At 71.4% G+C, this 21,416-nt stretch carries 22 protein-coding genes; 12 read left to right on the top strand and 10 right to left on the bottom strand.

Annotation, left to right across the window (positions count from 1 at the left end):
- Positions 1-214: 214 nt before the first annotated feature.
- Together QF035_RS47625 and QF035_RS47620 are read left to right on the top strand one after the other, a co-directional pair.
- On the top strand, positions 215-538 hold the full coding sequence (locus QF035_RS47625) for a hypothetical protein (RefSeq protein WP_307528451.1): 324 nt from the start codon (positions 215-217) through the stop codon (positions 536-538).
- A 227-nt stretch (positions 539-765) separates the two neighbouring features.
- Positions 766-1,299 (top strand): ATP-binding protein, encoded by a 534-nt coding sequence (locus tag QF035_RS47620; protein WP_307528449.1) that lies wholly within the window; start codon positions 766-768, stop codon positions 1,297-1,299.
- A gap of 179 nt (positions 1,300-1,478) precedes the next feature.
- Here the strand turns inward: QF035_RS47620 and QF035_RS47615 are convergent, their stop codons facing one another.
- The 3 genes from QF035_RS47615 to QF035_RS47605 are packed head-to-tail and all read right to left on the bottom strand — an operon-like array spanning position 1,479 to position 5,183.
- Positions 1,479-4,040 carry an ABC transporter permease gene (locus QF035_RS47615; protein ID WP_307528446.1) on the bottom strand — a complete coding sequence of 854 codons (2,562 nt, stop codon included), beginning with the start codon at positions 4,038-4,040 and terminating at the stop codon, positions 1,479-1,481.
- Positions 4,041-4,083: 43 nt separating this feature from the next.
- Positions 4,084-4,863: an ABC transporter ATP-binding protein gene (locus QF035_RS47610; protein ID WP_307528444.1), complete on the bottom strand. Its 780-nt coding sequence runs from the start codon at positions 4,861-4,863 to the stop codon at positions 4,084-4,086.
- Entirely contained in the window at positions 4,860-5,183 is a 324-nt protein-coding gene (locus QF035_RS47605) for an SHOCT domain-containing protein (protein WP_307528443.1), read from the bottom strand. The genes QF035_RS47610 and QF035_RS47605 overlap by 4 nt, the downstream gene beginning before the upstream one ends.
- A 180-nt stretch (positions 5,184-5,363) precedes the next feature.
- Between QF035_RS47605 and QF035_RS47600 the strand changes: the two genes are divergently transcribed.
- The 3 genes from QF035_RS47600 to QF035_RS47590 all read left to right on the top strand — a co-directional run bounded on the left by QF035_RS47600 (position 5,364) and on the right by QF035_RS47590 (position 7,551).
- Complete coding sequence (locus QF035_RS47600) at positions 5,364-5,942, top strand: TetR/AcrR family transcriptional regulator (RefSeq protein ID WP_307528442.1); 579 nt, start codon at positions 5,364-5,366, stop codon at positions 5,940-5,942.
- 74 nt (positions 5,943-6,016) lie between these two features.
- Positions 6,017-6,601, top strand: coding sequence for a DUF4865 family protein (locus QF035_RS47595; RefSeq protein ID WP_307528441.1), 585 nt, complete (start codon positions 6,017-6,019; stop codon positions 6,599-6,601).
- 95 nt (positions 6,602-6,696) lie between these two features.
- Positions 6,697-7,551, top strand: coding sequence for a phosphotriesterase family protein (locus QF035_RS47590; RefSeq protein ID WP_307528438.1), 855 nt, complete (start codon positions 6,697-6,699; stop codon positions 7,549-7,551).
- A 115-nt stretch (positions 7,552-7,666) separates the two neighbouring features.
- On the opposite strand, the gene QF035_RS47585 is transcribed toward QF035_RS47590, so the two are convergent.
- Together QF035_RS47585 and QF035_RS47580 are read right to left on the bottom strand one after the other, a co-directional pair.
- Complete coding sequence (locus tag QF035_RS47585) at positions 7,667-8,908, bottom strand: ROK family protein (protein WP_307528437.1); 1,242 nt, start codon at positions 8,906-8,908, stop codon at positions 7,667-7,669.
- A gap of 85 nt (positions 8,909-8,993) precedes the next feature.
- Positions 8,994-9,644 carry an alpha-ketoglutarate-dependent dioxygenase AlkB family protein gene (locus tag QF035_RS47580; protein WP_307528434.1) on the bottom strand — a complete coding sequence of 217 codons (651 nt, stop codon included), beginning with the start codon at positions 9,642-9,644 and terminating at the stop codon, positions 8,994-8,996.
- A gap of 75 nt (positions 9,645-9,719) precedes the next feature.
- Between QF035_RS47580 and QF035_RS47575 the strand changes: the two genes are divergently transcribed.
- A complete protein-coding gene (locus QF035_RS47575) occupies positions 9,720-10,889 on the top strand; it encodes a methyltransferase (RefSeq protein WP_307528433.1) in 1,170 nt (389 codons plus the stop codon).
- A gap of 34 nt (positions 10,890-10,923) precedes the next feature.
- Here the strand turns inward: QF035_RS47575 and QF035_RS47570 are convergent, their stop codons facing one another.
- Positions 10,924-11,700 carry an AraC family transcriptional regulator gene (locus tag QF035_RS47570; protein ID WP_307528431.1) on the bottom strand — a complete coding sequence of 259 codons (777 nt, stop codon included), beginning with the start codon at positions 11,698-11,700 and terminating at the stop codon, positions 10,924-10,926.
- A gap of 157 nt (positions 11,701-11,857) precedes the next feature.
- Here QF035_RS47570 and QF035_RS47565 point away from each other — a divergent pair, with 157 nt between their 5' ends.
- Both QF035_RS47565 and QF035_RS47560 read left to right on the top strand, forming a co-directional pair.
- Positions 11,858-12,637, top strand: coding sequence for a phytanoyl-CoA dioxygenase family protein (locus QF035_RS47565; RefSeq protein ID WP_307528430.1), 780 nt, complete (start codon positions 11,858-11,860; stop codon positions 12,635-12,637).
- Positions 12,634-12,909, top strand: a complete 276-nt coding sequence (locus QF035_RS47560) for a hypothetical protein (RefSeq protein WP_307528429.1) — start codon at positions 12,634-12,636, stop codon at positions 12,907-12,909. The genes QF035_RS47565 and QF035_RS47560 overlap by 4 nt, the downstream gene beginning before the upstream one ends.
- A gap of 4 nt (positions 12,910-12,913) precedes the next feature.
- Here QF035_RS47560 and QF035_RS47555 read toward each other — a convergent pair whose 3' ends face one another.
- Both QF035_RS47555 and QF035_RS47550 read right to left on the bottom strand, forming a co-directional pair.
- Entirely contained in the window at positions 12,914-13,771 is an 858-nt protein-coding gene (locus QF035_RS47555) for a class II fructose-bisphosphate aldolase (protein ID WP_307528428.1), read from the bottom strand.
- A gap of 11 nt (positions 13,772-13,782) precedes the next feature.
- Positions 13,783-14,667, bottom strand: coding sequence for an SIS domain-containing protein (locus tag QF035_RS47550; protein ID WP_307528427.1), 885 nt, complete (start codon positions 14,665-14,667; stop codon positions 13,783-13,785).
- A 181-nt stretch (positions 14,668-14,848) separates the two neighbouring features.
- Here QF035_RS47550 and QF035_RS47545 point away from each other — a divergent pair, with 181 nt between their 5' ends.
- Positions 14,849-15,628: a DeoR/GlpR family DNA-binding transcription regulator gene (locus QF035_RS47545; RefSeq protein ID WP_307528426.1), complete on the top strand. Its 780-nt coding sequence runs from the start codon at positions 14,849-14,851 to the stop codon at positions 15,626-15,628.
- Positions 15,629-15,647: 19 nt separating this feature from the next.
- On the opposite strand, the gene QF035_RS47540 is transcribed toward QF035_RS47545, so the two are convergent.
- The gene (locus QF035_RS47540) at positions 15,648-16,388 is read right to left on the bottom strand and encodes a response regulator (RefSeq protein ID WP_307531911.1); all 741 of its coding nucleotides are present in this window, start codon (positions 16,386-16,388) and stop codon (positions 15,648-15,650) included.
- A 5-nt stretch (positions 16,389-16,393) separates the two neighbouring features.
- Positions 16,394-18,055 (bottom strand): sensor histidine kinase, encoded by a 1,662-nt coding sequence (locus tag QF035_RS47535; RefSeq protein ID WP_307531909.1) that lies wholly within the window; start codon positions 18,053-18,055, stop codon positions 16,394-16,396.
- Between the two features lie 286 nt (positions 18,056-18,341).
- Here QF035_RS47535 and QF035_RS47530 point away from each other — a divergent pair, with 286 nt between their 5' ends.
- Genes QF035_RS47530 through QF035_RS47520 form a run of 3 tightly spaced genes read left to right on the top strand, consistent with a single transcriptional unit; the run spans position 18,342 to position 21,362 of the window.
- Entirely contained in the window at positions 18,342-19,328 is a 987-nt protein-coding gene (locus QF035_RS47530; protein ID WP_307531907.1) for a Bug family tripartite tricarboxylate transporter substrate binding protein, read from the top strand.
- Positions 19,325-19,867 carry a tripartite tricarboxylate transporter TctB family protein gene (locus tag QF035_RS47525; RefSeq protein WP_200400258.1) on the top strand — a complete coding sequence of 181 codons (543 nt, stop codon included), beginning with the start codon at positions 19,325-19,327 and terminating at the stop codon, positions 19,865-19,867. The genes QF035_RS47530 and QF035_RS47525 overlap by 4 nt, the downstream gene beginning before the upstream one ends.
- 1 nt (position 19,868) lies before the next feature.
- The gene (locus QF035_RS47520; protein ID WP_307528424.1) at positions 19,869-21,362 is read left to right on the top strand and encodes a tripartite tricarboxylate transporter permease; all 1,494 of its coding nucleotides are present in this window, start codon (positions 19,869-19,871) and stop codon (positions 21,360-21,362) included.
- The last annotated feature ends 54 nt before the right edge of the window (positions 21,363-21,416 follow it).

The raw sequence follows: 21,416 nt of genomic DNA, 5'->3' as shown, positions 1-21,416 counted from the left end.
GCGCATTCGCGCGAGTGCGCCGGAGAGCACCCGTGACGTCGTCATGCGCACTGGTGCTCGACACCGAAGGCGGGCAGACTGCACCGCATGGGACGCCGCTCCGGGCGGGGACGCACACTGGAGCGGGATCCACCCGGGTCGCGGCGTGGCCGGACCGAAGCAGGCCTGGCAGGACCGAAACACACGGGCCGAAGCGCACAAGGGGGCGGGGCACATGGCGGAGCCGGAGTTCACGGCCACGGGCGTGCGGATCGGAAAGAGGCTGCGTTCGCTCACCCGGGCCGGACAGGTCCGGATCAGCGACGGCAGGCTGGAGTTGCTCACCAGTTACGGCAGCGAGATCGACAGCGCGCCGGTGCAGGCGGTCCGGGCGTCGAAGCCCTGGTTCGCCCATGACGACCGGGCCATGGCGGACGTCAACGGCACGCGCTATCTGCTCACACTGAGGGACCACGACCCGGCTCCGGGGGAACCGGGTCCACCGGCTGCCAGCCGGTTCATCGAGGCCGTGCGCAAGGCGGCGGGGCGCGGGCGCTGAGCGCCCTCCCGTTGCCGGGCCGGTCACCAGGGACACCGCCGCGGACACCGCGAGTTGCGAGACCGCACCTCCTGCGTCACGCTGTTCTCACGTCACTCTGGGTTTACCGGCGATAACGCTGCGAACCAGCCCGCCGGGCACCAACCGCGGGCGGTCGTTTGCACTCAGGCCGCCCGCTGGATCCGTACTCCGTCTTCTTCCGGACCTCAATTCGGGGAGTCGCAGCCGTGATCAGCCAGCCAAGCAGGCATTGCACGGTGGAGCTCCAAGCCCTGCCGTCGCGGATCGGCCAGGTCCGCAGAATCGTATCTGCGCAGTTGCGCTACTGGCATCTCGATCCGTTGATAGACCGGGCCGCGCTCGGTGTGACGGAGCTGTTGACCAACGTCCACCGGCACGCCGTGCCCGACAAGCTGTGCACCGTGGAGATCGAGCTGCTGCTCGACCGGCTCACGGTCTCGGTGCACGACAACGACCCGCGCCTTCCCGAGGTGCGGGAGGCCGACTCCTCCGCGACCTGCGGACGCGGTCTCGCGATGGTCGCCGCGTTCAGCGAGAGCTGGGGTGTGCGGCCGGACGGCGAGTCGGGCAAGGTCGTGTGGTTCACTCTTCCGGCCGCCTCCGCCACGGCGGGTCTGCCGGCCTGTCCTCCGTACGGCGCGGCCGCCGAGTCGCCCGCGCGCAGTTTCGCGGAGGTGGAGCACGCCGCCGGCACGCTCAGCACCGGACACGCTCCCGCCCGGTCGGCCGTTGCCGGCTGACCGGGCGGTGACCGGGGCCTCCTGCGCCGATCGTTGGCGAAGGTCCGCCGCTCGGTGGCGAAGGTCCGCCGATCGTTGGCGAAGGTCCGCCGCTCGGTGGCGAAGGCCCGTTGTTCGGTCCACTCGGTGGCGAGGGCGTACCGGTCCGTCCATGCGACGGAGCCGGCACGCCCACCCGTCTACTCGGTGGCGATGGCGCGCAGTACGTCGAGGCGTGCCGCCCGCCGGGCCGGGCGCAGGCCCGCGAGGGCTCCGGCCGCGACCCCCACGAGGGCCACCACGGTGAGCTGGAACGGCGGCATCGCGAAGGCGAAGGCGCTGTCGGACGCTCCGTCGGATGCCTTGACGAGCACCCACCCGAGGAATCCGCCGAGTGCGAGTCCGCCCACCGTGCCGAACGCGGCGACCAGCACTGACTCCCAGCGGACCATGGCCCGCAGTTGCGCCCTTGTCTGCCCGACGGCCCTCAACAGGCCGAGTTCGCGGGTGCGTTCGTGGACCGCGAGGGTCAGCGTGTTGGCGATGCCGAGCAGTGCGATGAGCACCGCGAGCGCGAGGAGCGCGTAGACCAGGGTGAGCATCATGTCGATGCCGCCGGCCGAGGACTGCGCGTACTCGTCGCGGGTCTGCACCTCCGGATTGCCGTACGCCGTCGCGACCTTCTCCACCGCCGCCTTCCCGTCGGCCGCGCTCACGCCGTCCTTGAAGGTGACGGCCACGAGCGTGTCGGAGTCCTGGGTGCGGTGCGGGGCCCAGGCGTCGCGGGTGATGACGTAGTCGCCCGCGAGCTCGGACCGGCCGTAGACCGCGCGGACCGTGAAGGTCTGCTTCTTGCCGTCGGTGAAGGCCAGTCGGGCGGTGTCGCCGGTCTTGAGGCCCTGCTTGTCGGCCTCGTTCTCGGTGATGGCGATGCCGTCGTCGCCGAGGTCGCGCATCGAGCCCTGTACGTCGCCGAGGTCGAAGGTGCGCTCCAGCGCGACCGGGTCGGTGACGGTCAACGCCCGCCCCTTGCCGTCGACTTCGGCGACACCGCGGCCGAGTCCGACCGCCGTGTCGACCTCGGGCCGCTCGGCGATCGCGGGGGCGAGCCGCGGGCTCAGTCCGCTGCCGCCCGCGCCGAACGACGGGGTGCTCACCGCGACGTCGCCCGCGAAGGACCGGGACACCGTCTGGTCCATGGTGGCCTTCAGCGAGGCGCCGAAGACGGTGAACAAGGAGACGACGGCGACGCCGATCATCAGCGCGCTGGCCGTGGCCGCGGTCCGCTTGGGGCTGCGCAGGGCGTTGCGCCTGGCCAGGCCGCCGGTGACTCCACGCAGCCTGTCGAGCGGGCTGCCGAGGACACGTACGGCGGTGGTCGAGGCGACCGGGCCGAGGACCACGAAGGCGGCGAGCGCCAGGATCGCGCCGATTCCCGCGAGCCACAGGGACGGGCTGACGATGACGCCGGTCAGCGTGACGGCGACCGCCAGCGCCGCGAGACCGGTGCCCACCACGGCGCGGGTGCGGGACGCGCCGGACTGGTCGACGGCCGTCTCCCGCAGGGCTGCCAGTGGTGCGGTGCGCCCGGCGCGTACTGCGGGCAGCAGCGCGGAGCCGATGCAGACCACGATACCGACCGCGAGCGGAAGGGTCATGGACAGTCCGCTGATCACCAAGTCGCCCTCGGGGAACGGGAATCCGATGGCCGGGAACAGTGCCTGGAGTCCCGCCGCGATTCCGATGCCGCCCGCGAGCCCAGCGGCGGACGCGACCACGGCGACGACGCTCGCCTCGACCAGGGTCGACGCGGTGACCTGCCGGCGTGAGGCGCCGAGAGCGCGCAACAGGGCGTTCTCGCGGGTGCGTTGGGCGACGACGATCGCGAAGGTGTTGTGGATGGAGAAGGTCGCGACCAGCAGCGCCACACCGGAGAACACCAGCAGGAAGGTGGTGAAGAGCGACAGGAACTGGCCGGAGATCATGTCGGTGTTCTCCGCGGCCAGCTCCTGGCCGGTGATCGCCTCAACCCCCTTGGGCAGTACGGGAGTCAGGGCGTCGACGAGTTCCTGCTGACCGGTGCCGGGCCCGGCCCGCACCAGGATGCTCGCGGCCTCGCCGGGCTTCGCGGTCAGGTACTTCTCGGCGTCGGACCGCGTCATGCCGGTGTAGGTCACCTGGGCCATGCCGTCCTCGCCACCGAAGGTCGCCAGGCCGACGATGGTCACCTTGACCGGGTCGGGCGTCCGCAGGGTCGTCGTGTCGCCGATCTTCAGGTCGCCCTTCTCGGCGGCACCGCGGTTGACGACGACCTCGCCGGACTTCGATGGGGCGCGGCCTTCGGCCAGTTGGTACGAGTTGAGCTTCGGGTCGTCGATCCAGTTGCCCGCGAGGGTGGGCGGGCCCTGGCCGCCGATGGGCTTGCCGTTGGCGCCGACGAGCTGTCCTGCACCCTGGATGTCGGGCTCGGCGGCCGCGACCCCCGGAGCCTTCTCGACGGCCGTCGCCAGGTCGGTGTCGACGGGCTGCCGTACGCCCTGGTTCTCGCCCGGCGTGGTGATGGTGCCGGCACTGCGGACGACGGCGTCGGTGCCGCTCGTGGCGTTGCCGAACATCGTGTCGAAGCTGGCGCGCAGGGTGTCGCCCATGACGAGGGTGCCGGCCAGGAAGGCGACACCGAGGAGCACCGCCAGGAACGTACCGGCGAAGCGGCGCTTGTGGGCGCGCAGGGACGAGACGCTGATGCGCACGGAGGCGTTCATGACGACTGCGCTCCCTTGCTGTTGCTGTTGCTGTCGAAGGCGTTCATGACGGCGGCGCCCCCTTGCTGTCGAAGGCCTTCATGCGGTCCAGGACCTTGTCGGCCGTGGGGGCTTCCATCCGGTCGACGAGTCGGCCGTCGGCGAGGAAGACGACCTCATCGGCATGTGCGGCGGCGACCGGGTCGTGGGTAACCATGACGACCGTGCGGTCCATCTGGCGTACGGCCCGGCCGAGAAGGTTCAGGACCTCCTCGCCGGAGCGCGAGTCGAGGTTGCCGGTGGGCTCGTCGGCGAAGACGACGTCGGGCTGTCCGGCGAACGCCCTTGCCACGGCCACGCGTTGCTGCTGGCCGCCGGAGAGTTCGGAGGGCCGGTGGTGCAGCCGGTCGCGCAGTCCGACGACATCGACCAGCGCGTCGATCCACTCCTGCGACGAGGCGTCGCCCCGGCGGCCCGCGAGGTCCATGGGCAGCGTGATGTTCTCCGCGACGGTCAGCGTCGGTACCAGGTTGAAGGCCTGGAAGACGAAGCCGATGCGGTCGCGCCGCAGCAGTGTGAGGCGGCGGTCGTCGAGGCTGCTCAGTTCGGTGTCGCCGATGAACGCCGCGCCCGAGGTGAGGGTGTCCAGGCCGGCCGCGCAGTGCATCAGGGTGGACTTGCCGGAGCCCGAGGGCCCCATGATCGCGGTGAAGCGTCCGGCCCGAAAGGTGACGCTCACCCCGTCCAGGGCCCGGACGGCGGTGTCGCCGCTGCCGTACACCTTCACGGCGTCGGCGACACGTGCCGCGGTCCGCGTGGCCTTCGTGGCGGTCGCGGTGCTCATGCCGCACCGCCCTTGCCCATACCCGTACGACCGAGGTCGGTGCGTCCGAACTGCTCGTCCAGGACGGAGAGCCGACGCCAGTACTCGTCCTCGTCGATCTCGCCGGAGGCGAAGCGCCGGCCGAGCATCGCGATCGGCGAGTCGCCGGTCGGGCGGACGTCCATCGCGGTGCGGTCCATACCGCGCCACGGGCCACGACGGCCGCGCCAGACGGTACGGCGGAGGACGGTCACGACGCCGATCACGACGGCCGCCCAGATCAGCGGGAAGAGAAGGATCCACGGGCCGGGCCCGCCGTCCCAGTGCGCCAGGGTCTGCATCTGAAGTCATCTCCTCGGTGGGTGTTCCGGTGATGCTTCGAGACTCGCGCCGGGAGGGGGTCCGGGTCGTCGTACGGCCAGCGGCAGTACGCGTACCTCCGCGGGAGTAGGAACGGGGTGCTCCGCTGCTCCCTCGGCTGCCCTCTCGATTCTGTACCTACTAGTATGTACAGTGATTTCATGAGCACTCCGGAGCGGTTGATCGAGGCCACGCGCGAGCTGTTGTGGGAGCGGGGGTACGTGGGCACGAGCCCGAAGGCGATCCAGCAGCAGGCCGGGGCGGGGCAGGGCAGCATGTACCACCACTTCGCGGGCAAGCCCGATCTGGCACTCGCCGCGATCCGGCGTACGGCGGAGGAGATGCGCGCTACCGCCGAGGGAGTACTCGGCGGCCCGGGTTCTCCGTACGAGCGTGTCGAGGCGTATCTGCGTCGTGAGCGCGATGTCCTGCGCGGCTGCCCGATCGGGCGGCTGACCATGGACCCGGACGTCATCGCGAGCGAGGAGCTGCGCGCGCCCGTCGACGAGACGCTGGACTGGCTGCGCGAGCGGCTCGCGGGGCTTGTCGAGGAGGGGCAGGAGCGGGGCGAGTTCGCGCCCTCGCTGGACGGCGAGGAGATCGCCGCGACGATCGTCGCCACGGTCCAGGGCGGCTATGTGCTGGCGCGCGCCTCCGGCTCGACCGCCGCGTTCGACACGGGAGTTCGCGGACTGCTGTCGCTGCTGGCCCTCAACTCCCCTGCACCTACGGACGGTTAGAGCCGACGAAAGCCGGTTGCGGCCGTTGAACCGTCAACCCGTGAGCCGTCAGCCGTGAGCCGTTGGAGGCATCGATGCACGCCATGCAGTACGAGATAAACCTGCCCGCCGACTACGACATGGACATCATCCGCGGCCGGGTCGCCCGCGTCGGACATCTGCTCGACGGCTGGGACGGACTCGGCCTCAAGGCCTACCTGCTGCGCGAACGCGGAGTGCACGGCTCCCAGGTCAACCAGTACGCGCCGTTCTATCTGTGGCACACGCCGGAAGGCATGAACTCCTTCCTCTGGGGGCCGGGATTCCAGGGCCTCGTGAACGATTTCGGGCGCCCTGAGGTGCAGCACTGGACGGGTCTCGCGTACGAGGACGGGAACGCCGCCGGTGCCACACCCGAGGTCGCGGTGCGTCGGCGCGTGAGCATTCCGGAGGGGGCACCGCTCGCCGAGGTGACGGAGGAGGCGATGCGGGTGACCGGGCGGCTGGCCTCGCTGGACGGAGTCGTCTGTGCCGCTGTCGCCGTCGACCCGCGTCACTGGGAGGTCGTGCACTTCTCGCTCTGGGCCCATGACCCGCCCAAGGCGGCCGGTGAGGTGTACCGGGTGCTGCATCTCTCGGCGCCGGAGCGTGACCGGCTCCGGCGGGGGCGGCAGTGGTGAACACGACGCCTGCGGCGGCGCCTGGGGCGCGTCCGGTCCGTGCGGCCGGTACCGTGCGGACGGTTCTCGGTGACGTCCTCCCAACGGAGTTGGGGGTGTGCGACGCGCACGACCATCTCTTCCTCAGCAGTCCGCGACTCCCTGGTCAGGAGTTGCGTGACGCGTCCGCGGCGACGGCCGAGCTGGTGGCGTTCCGCGAGGCGGGCGGCGGAAGCGTCGTGCAGTGGACGCCGTACGGGCTGGGGCGGCGGGCCGCCGATCTTCCGCTGCTCTCCCGCGCCACCGGGGTCCACATCGTGGCCGCCACCGGACTGCACCAAGCCGCCCACTACGCCCCCGAGTTGATCGACCGACTACGGAACGGTCTCGCGCACCTCTTCGTGGCCGAGCTGACGGAGGGCCTGGCCACGTCAGGGGTCCGGGCGGGGTTCATCAAAGTCGCCGGCGGCTTCCACGCCCTCGACGCGCACGCCCGCTGGACGATGACCGCGGCGGCCGAGGCGCATCACGCGACGGGGGCGCCCATCGCCGTACATCTGGAACTCGGTACGGGCGCGCTCGACGTACTCGACCTGCTGTGCGGTGAGTTGGGGGTGCCGCCGGACCGGGTGATCCTCGGGCACCTCAACCGCTCGCCTGATCTGATGGTGCACCGGCAGGCCGCGGAGGCCGGTGCCTATCTGGCTTTTGACGGGCCCTCACGGGCGAACCACGCGACGGACTGGCGGATGCCCGATGCCGTACGGGCCCTCGCCGAGGCCGGGTTCGGGGATCGGCTGCTGCTCGGCGGGGACACGACGACGGCCGGGGCCCGATCGGTCGACGGCGGCCCCGGCATGCCGTATCTGCTGCGTCGGGTTCGCCCTCGGCTCGAACTCGCCCTGGGGGCGGCGTTGGTGGAGCGGGTTCTGACGGTCAACCCCGGACTGGCCTTCGCTGTCGAGTGGTGAGGGGTCCGCTGCGAGTGTGTTCGTGCGAGCGCGGGTACTGCGTGTGCGTTCTTCGGCTGCGGACTGGTTGCGGCTGGTCGCGCAGTTCCCCGCGCCCCTGAAGGGGCCACAGGTGTCACACCTGGGCCAGCGCCGCGATCGGGTCGTCGAGGACCGGCTGCCACGCCAGCTCGGCCGCTCCCACCAGGCTGTTGTGGTCCAGCGTGCAGGCGAGGATCGGGACGCCGCCGCTCTGGCCCCACAGGCTCCGGTCGGCCACCACGGCGCGCAGCCGCTCGGGGTCCGCGTCGAGGAGGGTTCGGTGCAGCCCGCCGAGGATGATGCGGTCCGGGTTGAGGATGTTGACCAGGCCCGCGAGGCCCAGGCCGAGCCGGTCGATGAGGGCCTCGACGGCCGTGCGTACGGTCGGGTCGGCGTACTGGTTGCGGATCAGGTCGTTGGACTGCTGGAGCAGCGACACCTCGGGGCCGGGGTCGCGGCCCGCCGCCGTCAGGAACGCCAGCGGGTCCGCCTCGACGTCCAGGCAGCCGCGACTGCCGCAGTGGCAGGGGCGCCCCTCCGGATTGACGGTGAGGTGTCCGACCTCCAGCGCGAGCCCAGAACTGCCCATGTGCAGACGCCCGTCGAGGACGAGCGCGCCGCCGACTCCTCGGTGTCCGGTCGCCACGCACAGCAGGTCGCGGGAGCCGCGGCCCGCGCCGTGGCGGTGCTCGGCGAGTGCGGCGAGGTTGACGTCGTTGGCCGCGAACGCCGGCCCGGTGATCCCGGCGGCGCGGACGCGCTCCGCGAAGATCTCCCGTACGGGTGCGCCGGCGGGCCAGGCCAGGTGGAGGGGGTTGAGGGCGGTGCCCTCGGGTTCGGCGACGGCCGACGGTACGGCGAGGCCCGCGCCCACGCAGCGGCGTCCGGTCTCCCGGAGCAGTTCGGCGCCCGCCTCGACGACCGAGCCGAGCACCTTGGCCGGGTCGGCGTCGACTGTCTCGCAGCCGGGGGCGGTCGCGACGAGACGGCCGCCGAGGCCGACCAGGGCGGCGCGGAAGCCGTCGGCGTGCACCTGGGCGGCGAGGGCCACGGGGCCGTCCTCGGCGAGTTCGAGACGGTGCGAGGGGCGGCCCTGCGAGCCGGCGGCCGCGCCGGGGCGCGCGTCGACGTGGATCAGTCCGAGCGCTTCGAGTTCCGCGGCGACCGCGCCTGCGGTCGCTCGAGTGACGCCGAGCTCTGCGGTGAGTACGGCCCGTGTGGGCGCGCGTCCGGTGTGCACGAGTTCCAGGGCGGGCCCCAGCGCACCCCGCCCCCGGTCCAGGCGTGTCCTGGTGCTTCCTTCTCCCGCCGCTCTGGGGGCCGCATTGCCGCTCATGAGGGCGAGTCTCCCATGATCCGGTCGTCCCGTGGCCAGGGCAACGACCTCAACGAAGCCGGACGAGCCGGATGAACCCACCGGCCTAGAGGCCACTCACCCGCAACGTGACGTTCAGGCGGCCGGTCAGGCCCAACTCTGGTGGCGCCGTGCCCGCGTGCACGCGCGGCACCCCGTGGTACGCGAGCCGGGCGGCGCCGCCGAACACGAACAGGTCGCCGCTGCGCAGTTCCACGTCGGTGTAGGGGCGGGTCCGCGACCCAGTGTTGCCGAAGCGGAAGACGCAGGTGTCGCCGAGGCTCAGCGACACCACCGGGGCGTCGGATTTCTCGTCGCTGTCGCGGTGCATGCCCATGCGGGCGTCGGCGTCGTAGAAGTTGATCAGTGCGATGTCGTACGCCGCCGTCGTGGCCGCCTCCGGTCCGAGCGCGTCGGTGGCTGCCCGGCGCCCCAGCTCCCCCAGCCACTCGGGGAACTCCTTCACCGGCGTCCCGTCCCCGTCGACGACCGCGCGCGCGTACCCGTACGGGTACCAGTGCCAGCCGAGGCAGACCTGCCGGGACGTCATCGTGCCGCCGCCCGGTGTGCGGACCGTGCGCAGCCCCGCGGGCGGGAGTGCCCAGGCACGGCAGGCGTCGAGGAGCTCGCTCTGGCGCGCGGGACTCAGCCAGTCCGGCAGGTGCACGGCGCCCGGCGCGATCTCCGTACGGGCGCGGGGGAACAACTCGGCGTCCATGGCTCCCATCCTCGCGCACGGCCCCCGATGGACGCCGGGAACCCCCTGAGCTGCGCCTCGGATAGCCTGGACTCAATGACCGACCGTATGACGACCCCCTCGGCCGAGCTGCAGCTGGCCCGCTTCCCCGAGGACTCCCGTGACCAGCTCCGAGCGTGGGACGCCTCCGACGAGTATCTGCTGAAGCATCTCGCGGACGGCGACCAGGCACTCGACGGCACGGTGGTCGTGGTCGGCGACCGGTGGGGTGCCCTCACCACAGCCCTTCAGGCGCACCGGCCGGTGCAGATCACCGACTCGTTCCTCACCCGGGAGGCGACCCGCGCCAATCTGGCGCGCAACGGCGCGGACCAGGACTCCGTACGCCTCCTCACCACCCAGGACCCGCCGGTCGACCGCGTCGACGTGCTGCTGGTGCGGGTGCCTAAGAGCCTCGCGCTCCTGGAGGACCAGTTGCTGCGCCTGGCGCCCGCCGTGCACGAGGGGACGGTCGTCATCGGCACCGGCATGGTGAAGGAGATCCACACCTCCACGCTGAAGCTCTTCGAGCGGATCATCGGCCCCACCCGGACCTCGCTGGCCGAGAAGAAGGCCCGGCTGATCTTCTGCACGCCGAATCCGGGGATCACCAGACAGGCCAACCCGTGGCCGCACAGCTACACGCTGCCCGAGGGAATCGGTCCCGCCTCCGGCCGTAAGGTCGTCAACCACGCGGGCGTCTTCTGCGCCGAGCGACTCGACATCGGCACCAGGTTCTTCCTCCAGCACCTGCCGTACGAGGGCGGGGCCGAGCGCGTCGTGGACCTGGGCTGCGGCAACGGAGTCGTCGGTACGGCGATGGCGCTGGCGCGGCCTCGGGCCGAGACGCTGTTCCTGGACGAGTCGTACCAGGCGGTGACCTCGGCGGAGGCGACGTACTGGGCGAACACCGACGACACGGTGGAGTACGGCAAGGCGGAGTTCCGCGTCGGCGACGGGCTGGAGGGCGTTCCGGACGCGAGCGTCGACCTCGTACTCAACAATCCGCCCTTCCACTCGCACCAGGCGACGTCCGACGCCACCGCCTGGCGGATGTTCACCGGGGCACGCCGGGCGCTGCGGCCGGGTGGCGAGCTGTGGGTCGTCGGCAACCGCCATCTCGGCTACCACGTGAAGCTGCGCCGTCTCTTCGGCAACAGCCGACTGGTCGCGAGCGACGCGAAGTTCGTGGTTCTGAAGGCTGTCAAGGAGTCCGCGGAGTCCTGAGGGGCGTTCGCAGGCGGCAGGCGCGCGATGGGGCTCAGGCGGCGCTCGGCTCGCCGCGCAGGGCTCGCGGGGACGCTCCCAGTTCTCGTCGGCACGCCTTGTTGAAGGCCTGGAGGTCGGGGATGCCGACCGACGCGGCGACCGCCGGGATCGACAGGGTCGAGGCCCGCAGCAGGTGGTGGGCGCGGTCGAGCCTGCGGCGCCGGATGTACGCGACGACGGTGCCTCCCGTGGTGGCGCGGAAGAGCCGGGTCAGGTGGTTGTGCGAGACGCCCGCGGCGTGGGCCACGGCGGGCACGGTGAGCGGGGCGGCGAGGTTCGCCTCGACGTAGGCGATCGCGGCGGTGACGGCGGGGTGCGGTCCGGGCCGCTCGGCCGCCGGAGCGAGATGGGCGATGCGCCACAGGGCGGTCCAGATCTCCGCCCTGGTTCGCTCCGGCTCGCCCGGCACGGAGGCGACCGCCTGGAGCAACAGCCCGGTCAGCATGGGCAGTTCGGGTCCGGCGTCCTGCATCACGGGCACGGTGCGCGGCGACCCTGCGGGGGCGATGCGCAGATGCGCGTACAGGTGTTCCGAGCGGCCCCGGTAGCGGTAACGGACCGTCGCGCCGGGCGGTACGAGGCTGACTCGGCCGGGGCGGATGACGTGCGCCGTGCCGTCGACGGTCAGCTCGGCCTCGTACTGGTACAGATGCAGTTGCCACAGCTCCGGCAGCCGGAAGACGTCCGTACGGCTCGCGACGCCGTGCACGCCGACGCCCGCGTTGGCGACGACGGGCGGCTCCCCGAGGTGGATCTCCGTCTCCCGCATGGTGAAAAACTACCAGCGGTGGTGAAACGGGCCAACGCGCCGGACGGGCCCCGCTCCGTACGTTCGGACCATGACGAATCCCGAGCATCCCCCGCCGCCTCTCCCTCCCGCCGCCCTTGCCCCTCTCCCTGTCCCTCCGCTGTTGAGCTCGGTGCGGATGGCGCATTTCGTGGCCCACGGTTCGTTGCGCCTCGACGCGGTGGTGCCGGCGGAGATGAACGCCGAGGCGATCGGGTTCCTGGGTCGGGGCGTCCCGGGCGTGCCCTACGGCAGCGCGGTGGCGGACGCCTACCCCGAGGGCTCCTTCGCCCGGCGGCTCCTCGACATCCCGGCCGTGGCCGGGGCCCTGCGCAGCCTCGTCGGACCGGACCCGCGCGTCGACCACCACGCGGTGCACGTCCGTGAGCCCCGCGAGGGGGCGGCGCAGCCGCTGCACGGCGACGCGATCATCGACGTACGCACCGATGCCTTCGACGTCCAGCTGATGTACTACCCGCAGGACGTGACCCTCGACATGGGCGGCACCCTCAGCGTGCCGGGCAGCCATCTGCGGCGCACGAACGAAACGGACACCGGCCGCTATCAGAACCTGCTCGGCCAGTCCCGGCTCGTCTGCCCGGCCGGCACCGTGGTGTTTCTGCACCACGGCCTGTGGCACGGCGGGCGGCGCAACGACAGCGACGCGGTGCGGTACATGTTCAAGATCCGCTTCAATCCGACCGTACGGCAGCGACGGCTCTGGGACACCTCGGCCCTCGGTGATCCCCGGGTGGCGGAGGAGCTCTCGACGACCTTCCCCTGGTACGAGCCCGCCACCGGCCGGCTGGAGATCTACAACCGCGTGCTGCTGTGGCGGTCCCTGACCGGCGACGAGTCCTTCGACCTGGAGCACTGGGTGACGCGCGTCTCCAACCGCCCTCAGGAGAGGGTCGCATGACAACCCGTCAGCAGGTTCTGGTGCTCTATCTCGCCACGTCGGCACTGGACTCGCCGGTGGTCGGCTGGTCGGTGTACGACGGCACGGGGCGCACGTCGCCCACCACCGGCGACAGTGACGAACCCCCGTACAAGTCCGGGGTGGACGCCCTTCGGGACGGCTGGCGGCTGTTCCAGGCGGCCCAGTTGATCCCGCCGTACCCGGGGAGCGAGTACGACGTGTCGTTCCTCAAGCACGAGTTCTTCTTCGAGAAGCTCGTGGACGCGGGCTGAGGTGTCAGCCGGTGGTGCCCAGGACTCGGATGATCCGGGTCACCGTCTCCGCCATCGCCGCCCGTCCCACGGTCAGGTACTTGCGGGAGTCGACCGCCTCGGGATGGGCGGTGAGGTAATCCCTGATCGCACCGGTCATCGCGATGTTGAGCGCGGTGCCGACGTTCACCTTCGTGATGCCGCCCGCGACGGCCGCTCTCAGCTCGGCGTCCGGCACACCGGACGAGCCGTGCAGCACGAGCGGCACGTCGAGGGCCGCGGCGAGACGTTTGAGGAGGTCGTGGTCGAGGGCGGCGGTGCGGGTGGTCATGGCGTGTGTGCTGCCGACGGCCACGGCCAGGGCGTCCACGCCGGAGTCGGCGACGAAGGCGCGCGCCTCGGCCGGATCGGTACGGGCACCCGCCGCGTGGGCGTCCAGCGGCGGCTGCCCCGTCTTGCCGCCGACCTCGCCCAACTCGGCCTCGATCCACAGTCCTTGGGCATGCGCCCAGTCGGTGGCGGCCCGGGTGGCCGCGAGGTTCTCGGCGTACGGGAGGCGGGCCGCGTCGTACATCACGGAGCTGAAGCCGGCGCCGGCCGCCTGCCTCAGGAGCTCGTCGCTCTGGACGTGGTCGAGGTGCAACGCGACGGGTACGGAGGCGTGTTCGGCGGCGGCGCTCGCGGCGTGGGCCAGCGGGAGCAGCCGTCCGCCGCGGAACTTCACCGCGTTCTCGCTGACTTGGAGGATGACGGGCGCGTCCGCGACCTCGGCTCCGGCGACGACGGCCTCGACGTGTTCCAGCGTGATGACGTTGAACGCCGCGACGGCGGTGCGGGACGCGGCCGCCCGGGCGACCAGCTCTCCGGCTGCTGCGAGAGACATGGACTCCCCCTTCAGGGCGTGGTGAGGATGACCGAGCGGGTGAGGTGGCGGGGCTGGTCGGGATCGAGGCCCCGGGCCGCGGCGACGGCCACGGCGAGGCGCTGGGCGCGGACGAGTTCGGCGAGCGGGTCGAGCGTGCCCCCGACCCACAACGCGCCCGTGTCACGGACCTGTTGGGCCAGCCCCTCGGGTGCGTCGCCGAGCATCCAGGTCGCGGTTCCCGCGGTGGTCACGCTGATCGGCCCGTGCCGGTACTCCATCGCCGGATAGGCCTCGGTCCACGCGAGCGAGGCCTCACGCATCTTGAGCCCGGCCTCGTTCGCGAGCCCCACGCTCCAGCCGCGCCCCAGGAACGTGAACTGCGTGCAGTCGACGAGCCCCTCGGGCAGCGGCTCCGCCAGCGCGGTACGAGCGTCGGCGACAACGGCGTCGCCGTGCAGCCCGAGGTGCGCCCGCAGCAGGGTGAGCGCGGTGGTCGCGAACCGCGTCTGCACCACGGACTTCTCATCGGCGTAGTCGAGCACGGCGATGTCGTCCGCCGCCTCCATCACGGAAGTTCGCGGATCAGCGGTGATCGCGACCGTCCGCGTACGCCCCTTCAGCCGGCCGAGCAGTTCGAGCACCTCGGTGGTGGTGCCGGAGCGGGTCAGGGCGACCACCCGGTCGTACGCGCGGCCGTGCGGGAACTCGGAGGCGGCGAAGGCGTCCGTCTCGCCCTGCCCCGCCTGCTCGCGCAGCACCGCGAAGGCCTGTGCCATGAACCACGACGTGCCGCAGCCGACGACGGCTACCCGCTCCCCGGCGGCGGGTAGCACGTCCCCGCGGAGCGCGGCCTCCCCCGCGGCCCGCGCCCAGCACTCGGGCTGGCTCTTCAGCTCGTTCTCCACGTGGCTCACGCCGTGACCTCCCTGTCATGATGATTGTTCGTGCAAGATATAGCCAGCTTTCGAGCACAATCAAGCATTCCTGGGTGAACGGTGTGCGTTAGGGTCGCCGAAAGATCAGGGAACGGCCGCTGCACGGAGCGACGCACGGATCGTTCGGATCAATACGCGGATCGACGGACGGAGAGTGCGGATGTCGCGCGACGCCCGCTGGCAGGCACTGCTGGAGCTGCTCGTGGAGCGGGGCCGGCTGGACGTCGAGGAGGCGGCGGCCGAGCTGTCGGTGTCGGCGGCCACGATCCGGCGCGACTTCGACCAGCTCGCCGAGCAGCAGATGCTCGTACGCACCCGGGGCGGCGCGGTCGTGCACGGCGTCTCGTACGAGCTGCCGCTGCGCTACAAGACGGCCCGCCACGCCTCCGAGAAGCAGCGCATCGCGAAGGCGGTGGCCGACCTCGTCGCGCCCGGCGAGGCGGTCGGCCTGACCGGCGGCACAACCACCACCGAGGTGGCCCGCGCGCTGGCCGTACGCAGTGATCTCGCGTCCGGATCGCCCGCCCTGACGATCGTCACGAACGCCCTCAACATCGCCAACGAGCTGGCGGTGCGGCCCCAGTTCAAGATCGTGCTGACCGGCGGCGTCGCCCGCCCCCAGTCCTACGAGCTCGTCGGCCCCCTGGCCGACGGCGTGCTCGGCCAGATCACCCTCGACGTGGCCGTCCTCGGCGTGGTCGCCCTCGACGTGACCCACGGCGCGGCGGCGACCGACGAGGCGGAGGCCGCGATCAACCGCCTGCTCTGCGAGCGGGCCGAACGCGTGATCGTCGCCGCCGACTCCAGCAAGCTGGGGCAACGGGCCTTCGCCCGGATCTGCGCGACCAAATCCGTGGACACGCTGGTCACGGACGTGGCGGTGAGCGGGGACATGGTGCGACGGTTCGAGGAGGCGGGCGTCACGGTCGTCGCCGTCTGACGCACCACACCGGAACCGGCTACCTCTGGAACCGATACCGCCGCTCGGGCCGCCCCGCCGCCCCGTACCGCAACGTCACGTCCGCGCTGCCGATGGTGTGGAAGTGCTCCAGGTAGCGGCGGGCGCTGACGCGGGAGATGCCGGCCAGGGTGGCGCACTCGGCGGCGGAGAGGGTGCCCTCGGCGGTGCGGAGGGTGCGTTCGATCAGTTCGGCGGTCTCGACGCTCATGCCCTTGGGGAGGGTGCCGGCGGCGGAGGCCGGGACGGTCGCTCCGGCCAGGACCCGGTCCACGTCGGCCTGGCCGTGCACGACGGTGGCGAGCAGGCGGCCGCGCTGGACGGCGTAGCGCTCCAGGCGGGCGCGCAGGTCCTCGAACTCGAACGGTTTGAGGAGGTAGTCGACGACGCCGTGGCGGACGGCGCCGCGGACCGTGTCGGCCTCCCGTGCGGCGCTGATGACCATGACGTCGCAGTCGTGGCCGGAGGTGCGCAGGCGGGGGATGACGTCGAGGCCGAAGACGTCCGGCAGGTAGAGGTCGAGCAGGACGAGGTCCGGGTGCAGTTCGTCGACGGCGCGGGTGGCCTGCTCGCCGGTGTTGGCGACACCGACGACCCGGAACGGCTCGACGCGTTCGACGAAGGTGCGGTGGACTCGGGCCACCATGAAGTCGTCGTCGACCACGAGCACGTCGATCGTGTCGGTCGCGACGGACGTTCCCGGCCCACGGGGCGTTTCCGGCCTGCCCGACGTGCCTTTCATCCCCTTCATCGGGCCGCTCCTTCCGCCACCGCGTCGGTGAGGTGGCTGACGGTCATGCGTGCGGTGAACATGGCCCCCTCGGGGGTGTTGGTCACCGAGATCTCACCACCGTGACGCTCGCAGACCAGCCGGGTGAGCGCCAGGCCGATACCCCGCTCGCCCTCCTGGGCCGCCTTGGTGGTGAAGCCGTGCAGGAAGACCTCCCGGGCGAGTTCCGGGGCGACGCCGGGCCCGGAGTCGCGGACCACGATCTCCACGCTGGAGGCGTCCTGCCTCAGTTCGACCTCGACCCAGGCCTCGTGGCCGTCCGCCTCGCCCGCGACCCCGGCGACGGACGCGGCGTCCACGGCGTTGTCGACAAGGTTGCCGACCACGGTCGCCACATCGGCGGCGTCCTCGGGAACGAGCCGGTCGAGCGCGGTGCTGTCGGAGATCCGCAGCCGCACCTTCCGTTCGGCGGCCAGTGACGCCTTCGCCATGAGCAGGGCGGCGACGGCGGTGTCACGGACTCGGCGGCTGAGGGTGACGTCCAGCGACTGGCGGCGCTGGTTCAACGCGCGGATGTAGCACACGACTTCGTCCTCCTCGCCGATCTCGATCAGCCCGGAGATGGTGTGCAGCTGGTTGGCGAACTCGTGGGCCTGCGCGCGCAGTAGCTCGGACGAGCTGCGGAAGGAGCCGATCTCCCGCTCCAGCCGCGCCAGTTCGGTCCGGTCGCGCAGGGTGGTGACCGAGCCGAGCGGGCGGCCGTCCTTGGTCACGGTCATCCGGTTCATCACCAGCACCCGGCCGTGCCTGATCACGACCTCGTCGCGCTCGTGGGGCGCGCCCTTGCGGTCGCCCACCAGGACGTCCCGCAGCCGTCCCTCGATGCCGAGCTCGGCCAGGCTCTGGCCCACGCAGTCCTCGGGAAGGTCGAGCAGGCGCAGACCCATGTCGTTGGCCAGGGTGAGCCGGTGCTGCGGGTCCAGGGCGATCACGCCCTCGGCGATCCCGTACAGCATCGCCTCACGGTGCTCGGCAAGGCCGGCGATCTCGCGGGGTTCGAGGCCCAGGGTCTGCCGTTTGACGCGTCTGGCCAGCAGCCAGGAGCCCACCAGGCCGAGTCCACTGGCGATGCCGAGGTAGGCGAGCAGGTACGAGGACGCGCCGTTGAGCCGCTGCCACACGGTCGGGTCGGCCTCGCCGATCATCACCGTTCCCAGGTACTGACCGAGGTTCTGCTGTGTCGCGCCGAGTACCGGCACCTGGGCCACGAGCTGGCGGCTGCCGTCCAGGGTCAGCGAACCCGACCAGCCCCGGCCCTCGGCGGCGCCCTCGCCGAGCGCCAGTCGGTCGCCGAGCGCCGTGGGGTTCGTGGAGCTGACGATCCGGCCGTCGGCGTCGGTCACCGTCACGGAGGTGACCCCGGACTGGGTCTGTGTGGAGTTCACCAGCGGGGCGAGGGCCTCCAGCGGCGCGGGCCGTACGAGCTGGCTGCGGACCAGGGGGTTGGCCGCCAGCTGCTCGGCCAGCGCGGCGACCCGGCGGCCCTCCACACGGTTGAAGGTCGCCTCCGACTGCGCGAGGGACACCGCGGCGACGGCCAGCAGCACCACCACGACGATGGCGAGCTGGAGCACCAGCATCTCGCCCGCGAGGGTCTGACGGCGGAAGGTGGCGACCACGACGTACTCAATCTCTCGGGCCGACACGGCGTTGGGCGGCTCGTCCTGGGGTCGCACCATCATGGACCCCTCCCGTGGCCGGGAAAAGGGGTGAGCAGGGAGCCGGGACAGGCGAGGCACCCTACGATCCGTGCACGTGACCCACGCCGGTGGCCACAAAGACCACAACCTCCGTTGGTTCCGGAAGAGAGACAGACGTTCGACGTACAGGCAACATGTGGCCCACGTCACCCTCCCCACAGGGCTTCCCCCGACCTCATCGACGTACCGACAGGTGGTGGCATTCGTGCGCCTGCGCACCCTCCTCGCCCTGTTCGGGGCCGCCGTGCTCGTGCTCGTGGGCCCTCCGTTGCTCACGGCGGGCAGCGATTCCGCGACGGGCACGCAGATCCCGGGCCTGCGCTTCATGGTCCCCAACACGCCCGGCGGCGGCTATGACATCACGGCCCGTACGGCCGCGAAGAACGCCGAGGACGCCGAACTCACGCACAACATCGAGGTGTTCAACCTTCCCGGCGCCGGCGGCACCGTCGGACTGAGCCGGCTGGTGAGCGAGCACGGCAACGGCAAGCTCGCCATGTCGATGGGCCTCGGTGTGGTGGGCGCGGTCCGCTCCAACGACGCGCCCAAGACTCTCGCCGACACCACCCCGATCGCCCGGCTCACCGAGGAGCAGGACGTCGTGGTGGTCGGCAAGGACTCCCCGTACAAGACGATCGACCAGCTCGTCGAGGCCTGGAAGAAGAACCCCGGCAAGCTTCCGGTGGGCGGCGGTTCCTCGCCCGGCGGGCCCGACCACCTCGCGCCCATGCTGATGGCGAAGGCCGCCGGTATCGCCCCGAAGGACGTCAACTACGTGCCCTTCGACGGCGGTGGCGAGCTGCTCGCCTCGATCCTCGGCAACAAGGTCGCCTTCGGGGTGTCGGGTGTCGGCGAGTACCTCGACCAGATCAAGGCGGGCGAGCTCCGGATTCTCGCGGTCACCGGCCCGGAGCGGGTCGACGAACTGTCCGAGGCACCCACGCTCAAGGAGTCCGGCTACGACGTGGACTTCACCAACTGGCGGGGCATCGTGGCCCCGCCCGGCCTGTCCGACGCCGAGCGCGACAAGCTCGTACGCCTCGTCGAGGAGCTGCACGACTCCCCCGAGTGGCAGAAGTCGATGCAGCAGAACGGCTGGGACGACGCCTTCCTCACCGGCGAGAAGTTCGGTGACTTCCTCGACGCCCAGGACAAGCGCGTGGTTTCGGTACTGAAGGAGCTGGGACTGTGACGACGCCGACCACCGAAGCCTCCCCGACGCCACCCGCGGACGAACGGCGCTCGTGGCTGCGCGACCACTCCGAACTGGGTGTCTGCGTCCTGCTGTTGGCCCTCGGCGCACTCGTCCTGGGCGACGCGCTCACCATGGACGTCGAGATAACCCAGCGCGGTCCCGTCGGGCCGAAGACCGTGCCGATCGTGGTCGGCATCGGGCTGCTCGTCATCGCCGCCCTGCTCGCCGTCGACGTACTGCGCGGCGGCCGTGGCGAGGCCGAGGGCGGTGAGGACATCGATCTGTCCGAACCGGCCGACTGGCGCACGGTGTTGCTGCTCGCCGGGGTGTTCCTGGGCGCGGCCGTCCTCATCGAGCCCGCCGGTTTCCCCGTCGCGGGTGCGCTCCTCTTCTGGGGAGCGGCCTTCGCGCTCGGCAGCCGCCGCTTCGATCGGGACCCGCTCATCGCGGCCGTGCTCTCCCTCGTCACGTACGTGATCTTCAACAACCTGCTCGGAGTACCGCTGCCCGGCGGCCCGCTGATGGGAGTGCTGTGACATGGACGCCCTCAACTCCCTGATGGACGGGTTCGGTACGGCGCTCACCCCGATCAACCTGCTGTGGGCCGCCATCGGCGTGCTGCTCGGCACGGCGATCGGTGTGCTGCCCGGTATCGGCCCCGCGATGGCGGTCGCCCTGCTGCTGCCGGTGACATACGGCCTGAATCCGATCGGCGCGTTCATCATGTTCGCCGGGATCTACTACGGCGCGATGTTCGGCGGCTCGACCACCTCGATCCTGCTGAACACGCCGGGCGAGAGCGCGGCCGTGGTCGCGGCCATGGAGGGCAACCCGATGGCCAAGTCGGGGCGCGGCGCGCAGGCGCTCGCGGCCGCCGCCATCGGCCACTTCGCGGGCGGCCTGATCGGCACGATCCTGCTGGTGATGCTCGCGCCGACGGTGGCCGAACTGGCGGTGGACATCGGTGCGCCGGACTACTTCGCCATCATGGTGCTCGCGTTCATCGCCGTGACGTCCGTGCTGGGCTCGTCCCGTATCCGGGGTCTCGCGTCCCTGCTGATCGGGCTGACGATCGGGCTGGTCGGCCTCGACCAGATGACCGGGCAGCAGCGGCTGACCTTCGGCTCGCTCCAACTCGCCGACGGCATCGACGTGGTGATCGTGGCGGTCGGTCTCTTCGCGATCGGCGAGGCCCTGTGGGTGGCGGCGCATCTGCGGCGCAGCCCGGGCGAGCCGATCCCGGTGGGCCGGCCCTGGCTGGGCAAGGCCGATGTGCGGCGGACCTGGAAGTCGTGGCTGCGCGGACCGGTCATCGGGTTCCCGTTCGGCGCGATCCCGGCAGGCGGCGCCGAGATCCCCACCTTCCTGTCGTACGTCACGGAGAAGCGCCTGTCGAAGCACAAGGACGACTGGGGCAAGGGCGCGATCGAGGGTGTGGCGGGACCGGAGTCGGCGGCGTCCGCCTCGGCGGCGGGCACGCTGGTGTCCATGCTGACCCTGGGACTGCCGACCACGGCGGTCGCGGCGGTCATGCTGGCCGCCTTCCAGCAGTACGGCATTCAGCCCGGACCGCTCCTCTTCGAGCGCGAACCCGACCTGGTGTGGGGCCTGATCGCCTCCCTCTTCGTCGGCATGGTGCTGCTGCTCGCGCTCAACCTGCCTCTGGCGCCGGTGTGGGCGAAGCTGCTGCGCATCCCGCGGCCGTACCTCTACGCGGGGATCATGTTCTTCGCGGCGGTCGGCGCGTACGCGGTCGGCGGCGAGGTCATCGACCTGGTGATCCTGCTGATCATCGGCCTGATCGGCTTCGGTATGCGGCGCTACGGGCTTCCGGTGCTGCCGGCCGTCATCGGCGTCATCCTCGGCCCGAACGCCGAACAGCAGCTCCGGCGTGCCCTGCAGATCAGCGACGGCAGCGTCTCAGGACTGGTCAACACGCCTTTCTCGGTGACCGTGTACGCGGTGATCGTGCTGCTGCTGGCCTGGCCGCTCCTCAAGAAGCTGGTGATGCGCGGCCGCGCGGAGGCCTGATCGATCCGTCCACTGTGCCCGTCGGGAGGGGACGAACCATCCGCCCCCGACGGG

Source organism: Streptomyces umbrinus (genome assembly GCF_030817415.1).
GTDB lineage: Bacteria > Actinomycetota > Actinomycetes > Streptomycetales > Streptomycetaceae > Streptomyces > Streptomyces umbrinus_A.
Note: the sequence above shows the minus strand (reverse complement) of the source record. Positions and strands in the feature narration are given on the sequence as shown.